Annotated in this window: 12 protein-coding genes and 1 pseudogene; 1 reads left to right on the forward strand and 12 read right to left on the reverse strand. The window is 44.6% G+C overall.

The window, feature by feature from the left end; all coding sequences use genetic code 11:
* The 7 genes and pseudogenes from JZY04_RS19770 to JZY04_RS21405 all read right to left on the reverse strand — a co-directional run.
* A pseudogene (locus JZY04_RS19770) lies at positions 1–174 on the reverse strand (IS5/IS1182 family transposase); the annotation flags it as partial.
* Between the two features lie 127 nt (positions 175–301).
* Positions 302–1,192 carry a helix-turn-helix domain-containing protein gene (locus JZY04_RS19775; RefSeq protein WP_122143633.1) on the reverse strand — a complete coding sequence of 297 codons (891 nt, stop codon included), beginning with the start codon at positions 1,190–1,192 and terminating at the stop codon, positions 302–304.
* Positions 1,193–1,454: 262 nt separating this feature from the next.
* Positions 1,455–1,625, reverse strand: coding sequence for a PG0870-related protein (locus JZY04_RS21395; protein WP_250707183.1), 171 nt, complete (start codon positions 1,623–1,625; stop codon positions 1,455–1,457).
* Positions 1,576–1,839, reverse strand: a complete 264-nt coding sequence (locus JZY04_RS19780) for a hypothetical protein (RefSeq protein ID WP_122143634.1) — start codon at positions 1,837–1,839, stop codon at positions 1,576–1,578. The genes JZY04_RS21395 and JZY04_RS19780 overlap by 50 nt, the downstream gene beginning before the upstream one ends.
* Positions 1,840–1,851: 12 nt before the next feature.
* Complete coding sequence (locus JZY04_RS19785; RefSeq protein ID WP_250707181.1) at positions 1,852–2,349, reverse strand: hypothetical protein; 498 nt, start codon at positions 2,347–2,349, stop codon at positions 1,852–1,854.
* Between the two features lie 122 nt (positions 2,350–2,471).
* Positions 2,472–2,708, reverse strand: a complete 237-nt coding sequence (locus JZY04_RS21400; protein ID WP_250707179.1) for an excisionase family DNA-binding protein — start codon at positions 2,706–2,708, stop codon at positions 2,472–2,474.
* Positions 2,695–2,841 (reverse strand): hypothetical protein, encoded by a 147-nt coding sequence (locus JZY04_RS21405; RefSeq protein ID WP_250707178.1) that lies wholly within the window; start codon positions 2,839–2,841, stop codon positions 2,695–2,697. The genes JZY04_RS21400 and JZY04_RS21405 overlap by 14 nt, the downstream gene beginning before the upstream one ends.
* 1,821 nt (positions 2,842–4,662) lie before the next feature.
* On the opposite strand from JZY04_RS21405, the gene dnaG reads away from it, so the two are divergent.
* On the forward strand, positions 4,663–6,666 hold the full coding sequence (dnaG, locus tag JZY04_RS19795; protein ID WP_122130975.1) for a DNA primase: 2,004 nt from the start codon (positions 4,663–4,665) through the stop codon (positions 6,664–6,666).
* Positions 6,667–6,800: 134 nt separating this feature from the next.
* Here dnaG and JZY04_RS19800 read toward each other — a convergent pair whose 3' ends face one another.
* From JZY04_RS19800 to JZY04_RS19820, 5 genes are all read right to left on the reverse strand, one after another.
* On the reverse strand, positions 6,801–8,327 hold the full coding sequence (locus JZY04_RS19800; RefSeq protein WP_122143635.1) for a sulfatase: 1,527 nt from the start codon (positions 8,325–8,327) through the stop codon (positions 6,801–6,803).
* Positions 8,328–8,377: 50 nt separating this feature from the next.
* A complete protein-coding gene (locus JZY04_RS19805) occupies positions 8,378–9,985 on the reverse strand; it encodes a RagB/SusD family nutrient uptake outer membrane protein (protein WP_122143643.1) in 1,608 nt (535 codons plus the stop codon).
* Between the two features lie 16 nt (positions 9,986–10,001).
* Positions 10,002–13,382: a TonB-dependent receptor gene (locus tag JZY04_RS19810; protein ID WP_122143636.1), complete on the reverse strand. Its 3,381-nt coding sequence runs from the start codon at positions 13,380–13,382 to the stop codon at positions 10,002–10,004.
* 161 nt (positions 13,383–13,543) lie between these two features.
* Positions 13,544–14,479: a FecR family protein gene (locus tag JZY04_RS19815; RefSeq protein WP_122143637.1), complete on the reverse strand. Its 936-nt coding sequence runs from the start codon at positions 14,477–14,479 to the stop codon at positions 13,544–13,546.
* 125 nt (positions 14,480–14,604) lie between these two features.
* On the reverse strand, positions 14,605–15,177 hold the full coding sequence (locus tag JZY04_RS19820) for an RNA polymerase sigma-70 factor (RefSeq protein WP_005781604.1): 573 nt from the start codon (positions 15,175–15,177) through the stop codon (positions 14,605–14,607).
* Positions 15,178–15,287: the final 110 nt, after the last annotated feature.

Genomic DNA, 15,287 nt, shown 5'->3' on the forward strand with positions numbered 1-15,287 from the left:
AGGGCTCTCGGCGATACGACCATTGTCCGGATAATATTTGGAAACGAGCTCATTATAAACAAAGGAAAAGTCTATCAGCGAGTTGATGCGTCGAAGCAGGTTATCCTGAGGGATGATCAAATCATAAAGACTTGAATAATCACTAAAAGCCAAACGCTCTTGGGGTGCTAACATGGCGGTATTCTTTTGGTGACTCGAAGATACAAAAAAACGGTATAAATCCGGATTTTCTTGAATTTATACCGCCATTTCTTTATAGAAGGGAAACAAGAGGACTTTTTCAGTGTCCTCGATAATTTACTTACTCTTTCTCGTGGAGGATTAAATCCAAAGTAATAATACCCTGCTTTTCCTTTATCAGCTCGCGCGGAGAACAGCCAAAATATCTCTTGCAGAATGAATGGAACTGCTGGAACGAGCAACAGTCACTCTCGTTCACCAATTGCTTCACCGTCATCCCGGGCTTAGCAGCCTTGAGTTGAATCATGTCTTGCTTCTTTTGGAGCATCCACTCCTTAACCGGCATATGAAACTCTTCGACGAATTTCTCGTAGAACAGGCTTTTGCTCATGTTGGATATCTGCACAAGCTCCTTCACGCTCTTCACCTTCCTGTAATTGTTGAGTACAAAGTGGCGAAATTGCGGCGAACGAGATACCAATGGATAAAGCAGGGACGCGAGCTCCATTTCGGAATAGTTGGACAACAGCACATAGAATAACTCCATACGTTTGATATATGCCAACGAATCGCTCATGATACCAGCTTTCATATAATCCATTATTTGACGACCAATTTCCAGCAACTGTGGACATACGGGAAGACTGTCCAAATTGTAGTTTATCCGCGACGACAGCCTTGACAGTTTGTCGAGCACAAGCGTTTCTCCCCCTTTGGATAACGAGTCCGACCGCATGATGAACACCTCCGTATCCTCCAGAATATCAATCGAAATGAACGAATGTTCCAATAGAAGGAAGAACTCTCCCTTCTTTATGCTATCCCTCAGCCAAAGGTGATTGCACATTATATGCACCTCGCCTTCAAGTATGGTGACCATAATACCACTGCTTATCTCCATTTCCAGCTTCTCGCCTTTCTTGTATCGCAACCGCATAAAGTCGGTTTTGCCCATAAGGTAGTCTTCATGAAATCTGTAAATACGGGCAAACTCTTCCAAAACCTTTTTCATAACCTATCTTCTTTACGAATTTCGTCAGAACAAACATTATAACAAAAGAACAGCAAATACCTATCAAACGGCAACTTTAAAGAAAAGTTCCCACTTTTCAAATAAAGCACACCGAATTTGAGCTCTCCGAACCAGAGAGCTTAACCAAAGATAATAAAATTATTTTAATTATGCACAACAGTTCGTCATAAAATTATTTGTTTATACGAATCAGCAGTTGCAAGAATGAAAAAATAAACCTTAATGTAAATGTGTCAAAACGCTAGCACAACTTCATATTCTTGTCGGGATTGTCCTTAAAATATTCCTTGGTCGGATAATGGTAGCCGCATCCGCTCTCATGGTCACACCTGCCCACAGATTTGTCAAACGGCTGCCCATTCTCATTCACATAGTAGGTAAAGCATCTTGCCCGTCCACACTGGGAACACATATGCCGACTGCTCCGGTTTTTGTATTTTTCCAGTTGATATGTTATATTTCACTTTATTATTCGTTTTGAACCTTGGTGTCCCCATGTGCCCCACCTCTATACCTCTGTACTGAGTGGGATGGGTGAAATGGCCGAGACACTTTGGGACAGTATCCGGATTGGGGATTTGCGAGGCTTGGCTTCCGTCTCCGTTTATATTCTGCACTATTCTCATGGATTGAATGGTTTATAAAAGTTTTTTGGGCAGGTGTCCCATACTGTCCCACCCGTTCCGAACTATCCCCTGTGTCCAGTCTTCCCATAGGAGAAAAAAGTGAGACACCGGAACACCCTGCGTATCATGGCTTACAGTACCTTTTAACCGTAGTTTTGGAGATACCGAGCTTTTTGCCGATTTCACGGTAGGCTCCCGCGAGTGAAGTGTCCGGACTTCGTTTTTCATCCTGCTCCTTTCCTTCTCCGTTATATCTCTGAAGTGTGCGGATTCGATAGCATGACTGAGCGTGATGAAATGCAAGAAGTCATCCGCCTTTTCGACGACGCACACAATCATATTGTTTCCTCCATGTTCAAAATTTCCGTACCTCACCTTGAGTTGCTTGATATATCTAAGATTCTCATCCTTTGCACTCTTGCCGATGGCAAACACACTGTCGAAGAATACGGGGTTCGGGCGGTTCGCTGCTTCCTGAATGGTCAGGTTGGTAGTCTTGACTGAGAACATGCCGCTTCGGGCAGGTACATTTTTCGCAATCTGCTACTGTTCGCTCAGTTCTACACCGATGGCAGCTATCGGATTGAACGGCTGTGGTCTGATGCCGCCGTCCTTCTCTCGTATTTCCATAACTACCATTTCCTGTTAGTGGGCTTGCGCCTGTTTGCAGCAAAGATGGCAACATTCTCTTCCTCCGCTGAAAGTGGCATGAAGGTCTTCCGGTTACACTCCAGCCACTTGTCCAGTTCGTCCTGATAGAGTACATATCGCTTTCCCAGCTTGGTGGCAGAGACAGTGCCGTCACCCAATTTCACATAGAGAATACGGAGCGGTATTTTCAGATATTCAGCAGCTTCATCCACTAACATGGGCAGTGGGTATTCTCCTTGCGTTGCACGTTCTCTTTTGCAGACAAGTGAGCATCTGCTTCATGCCGATTACCTCGTCTCGAAGCTCGGCTACAACCGGAGGAAGGTCGTTGAATGTAAGTTCGTTTCCCATATTCCTAAAATTTTGATGCCACAAAGAATCGGAATGATATGCTTGTGATTCAATTTATTGACTGTAATCATCAGATAATCGTATTATCAAGGAAAGACCGGCAAAATAAGGGAATAAAGAGGATGGCAATAGGTTGCGGATGACAAACAACGGATACCTGTTATACACAATAGCATATAACGGCAAAAGGAAATCCGGCTTGGATTTCCTCGTACTGATTTGCAAAAACAGAAGATGATTTTTCCAAAAATGAAAGATATAATTGTCAGTATACAAGGAGCCTGTCGAGTTTGATATGTTCCTTGTTCTGTTCATTCGTCAAGTTTTTAGCCTGTGAAATGGTTTCTATGGTGGTAAATTCATTCGGAAATAGTCTCTTGATAAACTAGAATACTCATTATTTATTAGGTAGTTACATACCCCTAAATATAAAATCTAAATTAGAAAAAGATTGCACACAGACTAAAAGCAATCCTATTGCAAAAACAAAAAACAACAGTACTCTTTTCATGATACCTTTCCATTTAAAATCCAAACAAAGTTGGATAATTCATTATTAATTAACTTTTGTCTATTATCTTTGTATCAGGATGTTAAGAGGAAGTAGGCTCTGCTGAGGAGCAACCTACCAGCAATAAGCATCCTGACGGTACGCAGTAATGCTACTTGGAGAGTCGGTTACACGCCTCTCTTTTTGTATTACTGAGACCCACATTTGCCGATCATCGTCACTAACATAAAATTTATCAACAAACAGATTCAAGTGGTATATTTCTTGTAACGCACCTTGCCAATTGTATACAAGTATCTCATTATTTTATTTATAGCCATCAGTTTCCTTTTCCAAAAGTTTATTGACTATATTCCTGAAATCCTGAAGAGTGCCTCTATATCTTCCACAACGCGATATCCGAAACATTGGGCATACTTAGTTTTCCTCCCCCCAAAAAGATACCAGCCATGGCAACAATTGCTACAATACCTGCAATTAATGTTTCCTGTTTCAGAATATCAGAATTTAAAGCCAATTTTACCAAAAGATGTATAAGCCATTAAAAAAGCAAATATTCCGTTTATTTGTTGAATTAAAATAAAATTTGTACCTTACTAAAAAGTATCGTCTGATACCCCCCTAAGTATTTCAATCTAAGGATGAGCAAAATGTCAAAATGATAATAAGAAACGCTCAGTTTTCATTCTTCAGTCCCGAGGGAAAGGCAAGAAGGAAAAAACGGATCTAATTCATTTTTCCTCCGATCCGATTGATCGCATTTATCGATATAAGAAGCATATTGAGCAGCAAAGAGCTCTTCCTGTATCATATTATCCACTCAGAAGTGGCGAGAGTACCTTTCTGGCAGAAAAGGAAGTTCCGGGACGGGCAAGCAACCAGAGAGAAAAACAGGGAAAACCAGGATCTTAAACGGAACAATATATGTAATTATGAAAAACATATAGAGATATTTGAAAAAGAAGTAATCATTTTCGGAAAATGTAACCGTCTTTCGGTGGAAATGCAACCGTCTTTTTCGGAAAACAAAGGCTCTTTTCACCCCGGACAAAGGCTCTGCCCACTCAAAAGCCCGGCTCTCCAACCGAAAAAGCCCGCCGATTTCCTTTTTCTTCCTCCCGTTGGATCAAAAACAATCGGGCATCCGCCAGACAAAAGCCTTATTGGCTGACTTTTTAATGCAAAACAATCCGTATTTGCGACATAAAGCAAATATCCGATAAATCGGCACGGCCTGCCGAATCCACTGAAAAGCCATTTGATTATCCAAGAAATATCACGTACATTTGCATCCGCAAGGAGATAAAACAATGATAGACCAGGCAACCATAGACCGTATACTCGATGCCGCACAAATCGTAGAAGTGGTTTCGGATTTCGTCACGCTGCGCAAACGCGGTGTGAACTACGTGGGACTTTGCCCTTTCCATAACGAGAAAACACCCTCGTTCAGCGTGTCTCCCTCAAAGGGACTTTGCAAATGCTTCAGTTGTGGTAAGGGCGGTAACGCGGTGCACTTTATCATGGAGCACGAACAGATGTCCTACCCCGAAGCACTCCGCTATCTGGCCAAGAAATATAATATAGAAATCAAGGAACGGGAGCTTACCAATGAAGAAAAAGAGGTGCAGAGCAACCGAGAAAGTATGTTCATTGTCAACAACTTCGCCCGCGACTATTTCCAGAATATCCTGAAAAACCACGTAGACGGACGCAGCATCGGACTGGCTTACTTCCGCCAGCGAGGCTTCCGCGATGATATTATCGACAAATTCCAACTGGGGTTCAGCACCGAAGGGCGTGACGCTCTGGCACAGGAGGCGATGCGCAAAGGCTTCAAAAAAGAGTTTCTCGTAAAGACGGGGCTTTGCTATGAGACGGACGACCATAAACTGCGTGACCGCTTCTGGGGACGTGTCATGTTTCCGGTCCACACGCTTTCGGGCAAAGTGGTTGCGTTCGGCGGGCGTGTGCTCAGTACGGAAAACAAGAAACTCGCCAAGTATGTCAACTCTCCGGAGTCGGAAATTTATCATAAAAGCAACGAACTTTACGGCATCTACTTTGCCAAACAGGCCATCGTAAAGCAGGACCGCTGCTTCCTTGTGGAAGGATATACGGACGTGATCTCGATGCACCAGTCGGGGGTGGAAAACGTAGTGGCCTCTTCCGGTACGTCCCTGACACCGGGACAGATCCGGCTGATTCACCGTTTCACCAACAATATCACCGTGCTCTATGACGGCGACATGGCGGGAATCAAAGCGTCGATCCGAGGTATAGACATGTTGCTCGAAGAGGGAATGAACATCAAAGTATGCCTCTTGCCCGATGGCGACGACCCGGACTCTTTTGCAAGGAAACACAACGCCACGGAGTTCCAGAACTTTATACAGGAACACGAAACGGACTTTATACGTTTCAAGGCACAACTCCTGATGGAGGATGCGGGCAAAGATCCGATGAAACGGGCGGAACTGATAAACGACATCGTACGCAGCATCGCGGTCATTCCGGAAGCCATCGTCAGGGATGTTTATATCAAAGAGTGCGGACAGTTATTGCGGATAGAAGACAAACTGTTGGTTTCGGAAGTGGCCAAGCGCCGTGAACTTCAGGCCGAGAAAGGGAATAAACCGACCGTCGCCAACCATGCTCCGGTACCGGAAGCAGGCGAGATACCTCCTCCATTTCCGCCGGAAGAGGCAGAAATCGATACCTACCAGTCGTTTATCCCCCAGGAGGGCAAAGAGGGACAGGAGTTCTACAAATACGAACGCCTTATCATCCAGATGATCATCCGCTACGGAGAAAGGGTGATGTGCAACATGACGGATGAAGAGGGGAACGAAGTACCGGTCACAGTGGTGGAGTATGTCATCAACGACCTGAAAGAAGACGAACTGGCGTTCCATAACCCGCTGCACCGCCGTATCCTCTCGGAAGCCGCCGAACATATCCGCGAACAGGAGTTCGCCTCCGAACGTTTCTTTGTGGCGCACCCCGATCCGGCTATCAGCACAATAGCCACCGAACTGGCAAGCGACCGGTATCAACTGAGTAAATATCACTCGAAAACACAAAAGCTGGTAACGGACGAAGAACGTTTGTACGAAATGGTTCCGATGCTGATGATCAACTTCAAGAATGCCATCGTGGCAGAAGAACTGAAGCACATCATGTATGCGCTGCAAGATCCTGCGATAGCCAATGACAACGCTCAATGTGACGCCGTCATGCAACGGTATAAGGAGATGAAGGAAATACAGAACCTGATGGCCAAACGCCTGGGCGACCGGGTGGTGTTGCGCTGACCACATCCGGTTATGCACCGTCATCGCTTTCTTAAAGAAGCGGATACACATACAGTTTGTAACAAAAAAGAGGGTGCGTCGAAAAAATGTGAGTCTCGACACACCCTCTTGATGTATCAGTAAACCTTCACTTGTCAGAAGTAGACAAAGGGCTTCAGTTCATTTCCTTGCTTATCTACCGGATAAAGAGCTCCTTCCTTTACCAACTGGTCAGACATTTTCCGGATCATCTCTTTACACTTATCGGGATACGCAGAAGAGAGTTCATTCCTTTCTTCAGGATCATCCTTCAGATTGTAAAGCAGAGCCTTCGGTTGTTGCGGGGTCTCGGGAAGATAATAATAAATCAGTTTCCAGTCCCCCATACGATATGTCGTAAAGTAATTGCCACGGTGAGCATGCGGAAAGTGCATCAAGAAAGACTCGGGACGCCTCCGGTTTACTTTACCGCTTAATTGCTTTTTGAGGTCGGATCCATCTATCGCATAGCCCTGAGGAGCTTTACATCCGGCCACGGCCAACACTGTCGGATAAATATCCATTATTGTCCCCAACTGTGTCTGCATACCTCCCGCTTCAATCGGTAAACGCTTCTGCACTTTACTCTCTTTCTCAGGCTTTGCCCAGCCCGCAATAAAAGGAACACGCATACCTCCTTCGAACTCCGTACCTTTTTTCCCTCTCAACGGAGCAGAAGAGCCATATCCGCGTTCATCTCCCAGAGGGGCGTCGCCACCATTATCTCCTAAAAAGAAGATCAAGGTATTTTCGGCAATTCCCAACTTCTCAAGTTGGTCCATAATATCCCCCAAGGATTTATCCATGCCTTCTATTAAAGTAGCAAACGCCCTTGCCTGTTCGCTCTTATCCGGATCGGTATACCGTGACAAAAAGCGTTTATCTGCCTGAAAAGGCGCATGGACCGCATAATGAGCCATATTCAGATAAAAAGGACGCTTTTCTTCTACCGCCTTGGTTATCTCCCGGTTCGCTTCTATCGTCAGAGCTTCACTTAGAAAGATGTCCGTCCCATGATACTTTTCCAGGTCGGGAACCGCCCTTGCCTTTTGCCCCTTGATATGCCCATATCCCCATTCGCCATAATAGCTGCCGGGATGTCCTATGCCGGAACCGGCGATATTTACATCAAAACCAAGATGCAGCGGATTCTCTCCTTCGCTACCCATACAACCAAAATGTGCCTTTCCGACATGGATAGTCTTATACCCGGCCTGCTGCAAAACTTTCGGCATAGTGGGCATATCTTCCCTGAGACCTTTCCAGTTCCATTCGGGCGGCCCGAAAGGAGTCCGGTTATTGCTTTCGGCATTAATCCAGTTGGTGACACCGTGCCTTGTCGCATTTTGTCCGGTCATAATTGAAGCTCTGGAGGGGGAACTTACACTTTGCGCATAAAAAGTAGAAAAACAAATACCTTGTTTAGCCAGTCTTTCCATATTCGGAGTATGATACCAGTCATTCAGGGGATGGCGCGTCGGCTGACCATTTTCATCTGTCAGAAAGGGGACGGAAGTATCCATCAGTCCCATATCATCAACCAGAAAAACAATAATATTCGGACGCTCCTGAGCCACTCCGCAAACGGAATATGCCAAGCCGCCTAACACACAAATTTCTTTAAAAGCTCGATTTGTTTTCATTACATACTTTTTTATTTATGGAATATATCCTCGATATCAGTCATCCGGCCTCACCACCCGGGGTTCTGCTCTAATGCCGGATTCAACGATACCTCACGAAGCGGCAATGGGAAGAGATAGTGTTTCGAAACATCAAATGTACGGCTTTCTGCTTTCTGTACCAACAAAAAGCCGTTCTTATCCAAAGTTACGTCTTTTCCCGGTATAGTTGTCGGATAGAGCGCCGAGTCAAATTTCGCACCCAAGATGGCTACCGGTAATTCCGATTCGGCTGTTTTCCAGCGGATAATGTCATCGTAACGGAACGATTCGGCAGCCAGTTCCACCCTGCGTTCCCGGCGGATCTCTTCGCGCATGCTCAAACCGTGCTGTTCTACAAAAGCATTGGTCAAGGCAGGCAGTTGGTCGGGATGACCTTCGAAACGGCCACGGAGCCGGTTGACGGAAAGGTTCAGGTCGGCATCCGAGATCTTATCTTCCAGTTCAAAACAAGCCTCAGCATAGATAAGCAACACTTCGGCATAACGAATCAGTATTTCATCAATCCGCGACTTCATATTCGAGTAAGATTCTTCGTCACCATACTTCTTGAACATGTATCCGGTACGTGTCTGGCTCGAAAGGTTGGGTACAAACGGTTTTCCCAGGAACGGATCTCCCGGTTTCCAGAGAGTAAGTGCCATACGCGGGTCGCGGTTCTCAAACTCCTTACCGGCAGGCAGATATTCTACTTTATAAGCAGACTTCTCCACAGGAAGCCCGTCTTTACAGAGAAATGCATCGGCCAGCACTTTGGTAGGGGTGTGAGAGGGATCGGCTATCGTAGCGCGGATACGGGAATTGTATGTATCAGCCTCAGCAGAATAACGATATGAAAGAATGTGCTCGTCCGAGTCTTCTCCGGGCAGCAGGAACAGATCGCGGTAATCTTTATACAAAGAATATTCTTTCGTGTCAATCAGCCGCTTACTGGCTTCTTTGGCTATCTGAAGATATTTCTTATACTCTCCGTCACCGTGGAACTTATTTCTCGTGCCGCAATAGAGCGCCACACGGGCAAGCATTGCCTGGGCGGCTCCCTTGGTCAGTCGTCCCACGTCGGTAGACAATTTGCTTTTCAGCGGAATGTGGGTCTCCGCAAATTCAAGGTCTTCGATGATACCTGCAATCACTTGTTCTTTAGGAGTGCGGGGGCCCATCAATTCTTCCGAGTCCATATCGAGCGTGCTCAGTACATAGGGAACATCACCAAAACGCTTCACTAAATTAAAATAGAAATAGGCTCTGAAGAACCGGGCTTCACCGGCATAACGGTTCTTGACGGCATCCGAGACTTCGGCATTCTGATAATTTTCCAGAAAATTATTGGCATTCCGGATTTGCTTATACGCCGCAGTCCAGATAGCATCTGTATTGCCCGGACTCTGAGTTCCCGAACTGACTTGATTGCTCACGTTAGCAAAACCGTCCGCACTCTGGTTATCTAATGTATACGAACGATTCATATTCTGATAAAACACATTGGTGGCCAGTCTCAAATCGCTTTCCGACTTCCAGAAGCTGGCAGGTGAAAGATTGGTTTTAGGTTCCCGATCCAGGAAATCGCTACAGCCACACAATACGATTGCAGTCAGCAACCAAAGATATATATTTTTCATCTTCATAATTCAAGAATTAAAATGTCACGTTTAGTCCAAATGAAAAGTTTCTCATGATAGGATATACATATCCGTCTACATTAGACAGCTCCGGATCGAAGTTATCGTTCAGTTTGCTATACTCACAAAGATTATCGCCGCTAAAATAGACTCTCAAGCGCTGGATACCCCATGATTTGGTCAGTTTCGGGTCTATCGTATATCCCAGTTGCAGATTTTTCAGACGTACGTAAGCCGCATTCTGCAACCAGTGGTCGGAAATCTGATAGTTATGATTAGCTCCGGCATAATAGCGCGGAAAGGCTGCATTCGGATTCTCCGGAGTCCAATAGTCATTGTGCATCTTATAGGAGAAGTTATTCCAGGTAGCATAATAGGGATTCATCACCTCACTCGACAAATAGAAATTTCTTTTGCCTACGCCCTGGAACAGTATTCCCAGATCGAACCCTTTCCATGCCGCAGTCAGATTCAATCCAAAGGTGTACCGCGGAGTGGTGGTCCCCAGATATTCCAGATCGTTAGGAGCTGAAATCTTTCCATCTCCGTCTTTATCAACATACTTAATATCACCTACACCGGTAATAGATTTATTATAAGCAGCCGAATTCTTAACTTCCTCTTCAGACGTGAAATATCCGTCGGTGCGGTATCCGAAGATTGACCCCAGAGAATATCCCTGAACTTTCTGATTGACACCGGCCACAAATCCGTTATACTCCACTCCGTAATCGACGAGCTTATCTTTCTGATCGGATAAGTTGAAACGGGCACTATAGGAAAAGTCTTTAATCCGGTCTTGCCAGCCTACGGTCACTTCCCAGCCCTTCACTTCAAGTTCTCCATAATTGCCGGTAGGCACATCGACTCCAATCACACTCGGAACCTCGACATTGACCAGCATGTCCTTGTTCCGTTTGATGAAATATTCTCCGGTCACTGTCAGACGGTTTCTGAGAAACGCCATGTCTACCGCAAAATTATTCATTTCTACCGTTTCCCAGGTTCTTGTCTCCGATGGCAGTTTGGAAATGACGGCCCACTGTCCGAGTTCCGACTTAAACGGATAGTACCCCTTAATATTATAACTGGCAATATGGTCATACATTCCTAACCCGTTCTGGTTTCCCAACTGTCCCCAGGAAACACGGAGCTTCAGGTTATCGAAAATGCGCTGATTCTTCATGAACTTCTCTTCCGTAATTCGCCAGCCGACCGAAGCGGAAGGAAATACGCCCCATCTGTGCTTTTTTGAAAAACGTGAAGAAGCGTCCGCACGGAAGTTGGCCTCAACCAGATATTTGGAAGCAAACGCATAATTCATACGCATGAATCCTGAAACCAATGCCCATTCATTTTCATCGGCACCATTCGACCATCCGTCCGTATCACCCAGATTAAGCGCAGGCAGTTCATTTCCTATGATATCGGTACGTTTTCCCTGAAGATCTTCATACAGATTCTCTTCTGCCGACCATCCTCCAAGAACATTAATATCGTGTTTTCCAAATACACCTTTGTATTCGGCAATCAGTTGCCCGGTCAGATATTGTCGATGGGAATTGTTCTGCGTTACAGAGTTCGGGCTTTTCTGTCCAAAAGCAGTCGAGATTAAACCTTCCACACCATATTTTCCATAAGCTCTACGCCATTCCTTTTTTTGTCCGTCAAGAATATTCGCACCTCCGACGGCCCGTAGAGAAAGACCTTTCACCGGTTTATACTCTAAAGTAAATACTCCTTCAATCCGTTGATTACGGGTACGCCCTTCACCGCCTTCTTTCAAGGCCTGAATCGGATTCAACTGCATTCGGTGGCGGGAATAATTTCCATTCGGATCATAAATAGGCATATTGGGACCGGCCTGTATAAAAGTGATATAAGGAATTGACCACGAACCTTCGGCAGCATGATAGAGGTTTACTCCCCGTGAATAGCTGATACGGCTATCAAACGACAGCTTGTTCTTTATCAATTCAACACTGATATTTGAGCGGAGATTAATACGGTCATAATTGTCAGGACCATATTCAGAAAACATTCCATTCTGATCAAGCCAGCCGATGGAAAAGAGATACTTCAAACGATCAGATGCTTTCGAAATAGTTAAGTTATGGGTCTGCTGAAAACTATGATCCATCATCAGACCAATCCAGTCCACATCCGAAGTATATATCCACTCTTTACCGTTAGGAATAGCAATGGTATTGGGATCTTTAATAGCATCAATTGCTTTCTGTGAAAAAGGAGCGGCCAGTCCGGCATTGGCAAATGCAACGTTGGATAATAATGCATGGTCCAATCCCGTATTGCTTTCAGGTAAACGCGTAGGAGAATTAAAAGAAAAATTACCGGTATACTCTACCTTCACCTTCTCCGAAGCCCCCTTCTTAGTAGTCACCAATACCACTCCCTCGGCAGCACGTGCACCATAAATAGCAGCAGAAGCGGCATCTTTCAATATTGAAATGGTTTCAATATCCTGTGGATTTACCACATTAATATCTCCCGGCATACCGTCGATAATCACTAAAGCACCGGCGCTATTGATGGAAGTGTTTCCACGTATCTTGAAAGAGGCAAACTCTCCGGGCTTTCCGGTACCCGAACTGACTGTCAGCCCCGATACTGTTCCCTGAAGTGCATCCGTGGCACTACGGATGGGACGGTTTTCAATGACATCCGACTCGATGGTCTCAACAGCACCTGTCAGGTTTACTTTCTTCTGCGTACCGTAACCCACGACAACAACTTCGTCCAGCAACTCGGCATCTTCTTTCATCTTTATCTTCAGAGTCTTGCCGGGAATCACTTTGACTTCTTGTTTGGCATATCCGATATACGAGATGACAAGTATGGCTCCCGGAGATACATCCAACGAAAAGCCGCCGTTGAGATCTGTTATAATTCCGTTGGTAGTTCCCTTCTCAAGTATACTGGCACCTATGATGGGCTCACCCGCCATGTCGGTAATCTTCCCTTTCACCGGAATTTTGTCTTCCTGTTGTACGATTATCGTATTCCGGGGGCTGTGCTTGTCGGACAAAATGATGTGTGTTCCTTCCATCTCGTACAAGACTTGATTTCCAAGCAGCTGATTCAGGACCTCCGATACGGGTTTCTCTGAAACATGGATTGATGCGTGTCTTTTCACATCGACAGCATTCGAGTACATAAACAGGTAATCTGTCTGACGTTCTATCTCATTCAGTATTTCCTCTAAAGGGACATTCGTTTTTTTAATGGACACTCTTGCATTCTGAGAATTGACAGTACCTGCCATGGCACCGAATACACAAAAGAAAAGTAAGAATGTAGTGACTCTCATAGTTTTAAATAATGGTTTGATTGACGAATTTTTAGGTATATAAAAATCCGTGCAACGAGTATTTTTCATATCTTTGCTTTATAAATTCATTTAATATTTTTCTTTTTCAAGTAAAAGAAGAATGTTTCTCCTTTAGGCTGGTAGGTATTGCAGTACTTACCGGCCTTTTGTTTCAATCAGATTTAAGCGGTATTCTTCATAGGCAGTATTCTTATTAAAGGTTCAACAATTTATTTAATGGTAAATGTATTCTTCTCATCATCCCGGACGTACTTAAAGTTCACGTCCCTCTGCAAAACACGTAATGCATATTCTATTCCGTCGGACAAGCGGAACTTGACAGTGAGTACCGGATTGTCTACTTTGGCGGCATCAAATCCTATCCCGACACCATAATACTTTTCAAATTCTCGCAGTATTTCAGTAAACCGTTTACTCTTAAAACAAATCAGTCCTTCACGCCAACGGTAAGTATCAAAATCAGTGATTTTTTCGACAGTCATTTTACCCCCTTTAAGTACGGCTTTGTACGAAGGACGCAGCGTTAACTGGGAATTGCCTGCTTTCACACGGACACTCCCCTCTATCAAGGCTGTCTCAAACTCCTTGGTACCCGAATAGGCTTCTACATAAAACCGGGTGCCGAGTACTTCAATCTGTTCTTTTTCGGAAGTATGTACCACAAAGGGTTTCTTTGCATCATGCGTTACCTCAAAATAGGCTTCGCCGTCTATCTCTACGTCACGTCTTTTATCTGCAAAGTTTTGCGGATACTCAATTCGGGTATTGGAGTTAAGCCAGACACGGCTACCGTCGGGAAGAGTGATGTTCGCCATCTGTCCCTTCAAAGTGCTGACCACACTTCTCGATTCTGTTTCGGAGGGTCGGTTAAGCCAGAAATACGTTGTCCCCAAAGCAATCAGCAGAACAGCCGCCACCTTCAGGCATTCAAAACCGATTCTACGGATCATCCGTCGTCGCCCGGCCTGCTTTTGGACAGAAACGGCCCGCTCCTTCAGAATAATCGTATCGAAGAATTTCCTCTCCCGAAGATATTCCTTCCAGTTTTCTTCGGAAGCTTCAATATACTGGCGGATCTTCTTTTCTTCTTCAGGACTGGCATCCCCGTTAAAGTAGCGATATAATATTTCTTTTTCTATTTTCATAGGTCTGTTTTTATCTGCATTCATCTTAATAACACGCAAACAGATTGCCTCCCTAGTAAAAAAGTTCTTTTTTTTATGGGCAGCACCTTCTTCGGATACCCGTAATACATTTTTCTGAATGGTTTTTAAGTGAGGAAGTCATATAAGAAAGGGAACAAGACCAGATAGTCTTTCAGAGCTACACGAAGCTCTTTGGTAGCTTTGGAGATATGAAATTCAACGCCTTTTACAGTCATTCCCATTATCTCGGCTATTTCTTTGTGGGATTTATTTTCGTAACGGCTCAGAACGAAAATCCGGGCGGTATTGGCGGACAGACGGGAAATCACATGATCGATAATGTTCTGCACCTCTCCGGCAAATAAAGCACTGGGTTCACAGGCATCCAAAGTGGCGATACGATTGGACAATTCCCATTCTGAATGAGAACTGACGCGATCGGACACTTCATTGACCAATTGTAAATGGCGGAGATGATTAAGGCACTTATTCTTTACGACCGTAAGGACATAGGCAGAAGGATTGATCTCAGAAGAGATCTTAAGACGGTTTTCCCAATAGGACATTAAAGCCTCCATAACGATATCTTCGGCTACGATCTCGTCACGCGTATAAGTCCATGCAAACCGGATAAACCGTTGCTGATTTTCGGAAAAGAACTTGTTGAACCGGATTAAGTCACTGGAATTGGAGGGCATACGCTAAAATAAAAGTTAATTCATTTAGCACAAAAATAAAAAACAAAAGCTATATAAACAAACTTAAATACTAATAAATTCAGCGCGATTGCCCCTATATACCAATAATA

The organism is Bacteroides sp. 11BF, from assembly GCF_019633765.1.
In the GTDB taxonomy this organism is placed as follows: Bacteria; Bacteroidota; Bacteroidia; order Bacteroidales; family Bacteroidaceae; genus Bacteroides; species Bacteroides hominis.

Bases quoted from the DNA above. Each gene is read 5' to 3' on its own strand.
- JZY04_RS19810 (WP_122143636.1), bottom strand. From the start codon at position 13,382: ATGAAAAATACTCGTTGCACGGATTTTTATATACCTAAAAATTCGTCA.
- JZY04_RS19820 (WP_005781604.1), bottom strand. From the start codon at position 15,177: ATGCCCTCCAATTCCAGTGACTTAATCCGGTTCAACAAGTTCTTTTCC.
- dnaG (WP_122130975.1), top strand. From the start codon at position 4,663: ATGATAGACCAGGCAACCATAGACCGTATACTCGATGCCGCACAAATC.
- JZY04_RS19780 (WP_122143634.1), bottom strand. From the start codon at position 1,839: ATGAGAATAGTGCAGAATATAAACGGAGACGGAAGCCAAGCCTCGCAA.
- JZY04_RS19785 (WP_250707181.1), bottom strand. From the start codon at position 2,349: ATGTTCTCAGTCAAGACTACCAACCTGACCATTCAGGAAGCAGCGAAC.
- JZY04_RS21405 (WP_250707178.1), bottom strand. From the start codon at position 2,841: ATGGGAAACGAACTTACATTCAACGACCTTCCTCCGGTTGTAGCCGAG.
- JZY04_RS19775 (WP_122143633.1), bottom strand. From the start codon at position 1,192: ATGAAAAAGGTTTTGGAAGAGTTTGCCCGTATTTACAGATTTCATGAA.
- JZY04_RS19805 (WP_122143643.1), bottom strand. From the start codon at position 9,985: ATGAAAAATATATATCTTTGGTTGCTGACTGCAATCGTATTGTGTGGC.
- JZY04_RS19815 (WP_122143637.1), bottom strand. From the start codon at position 14,479: ATGAAAATAGAAAAAGAAATATTATATCGCTACTTTAACGGGGATGCC.
- JZY04_RS21395 (WP_250707183.1), bottom strand. From the start codon at position 1,625: ATGTGTTCCCAGTGTGGACGGGCAAGATGCTTTACCTACTATGTGAAT.
- JZY04_RS21400 (WP_250707179.1), bottom strand. From the start codon at position 2,708: ATGTTAGTGGATGAAGCTGCTGAATATCTGAAAATACCGCTCCGTATT.
- JZY04_RS19800 (WP_122143635.1), bottom strand. From the start codon at position 8,327: ATGAAAACAAATCGAGCTTTTAAAGAAATTTGTGTGTTAGGCGGCTTG.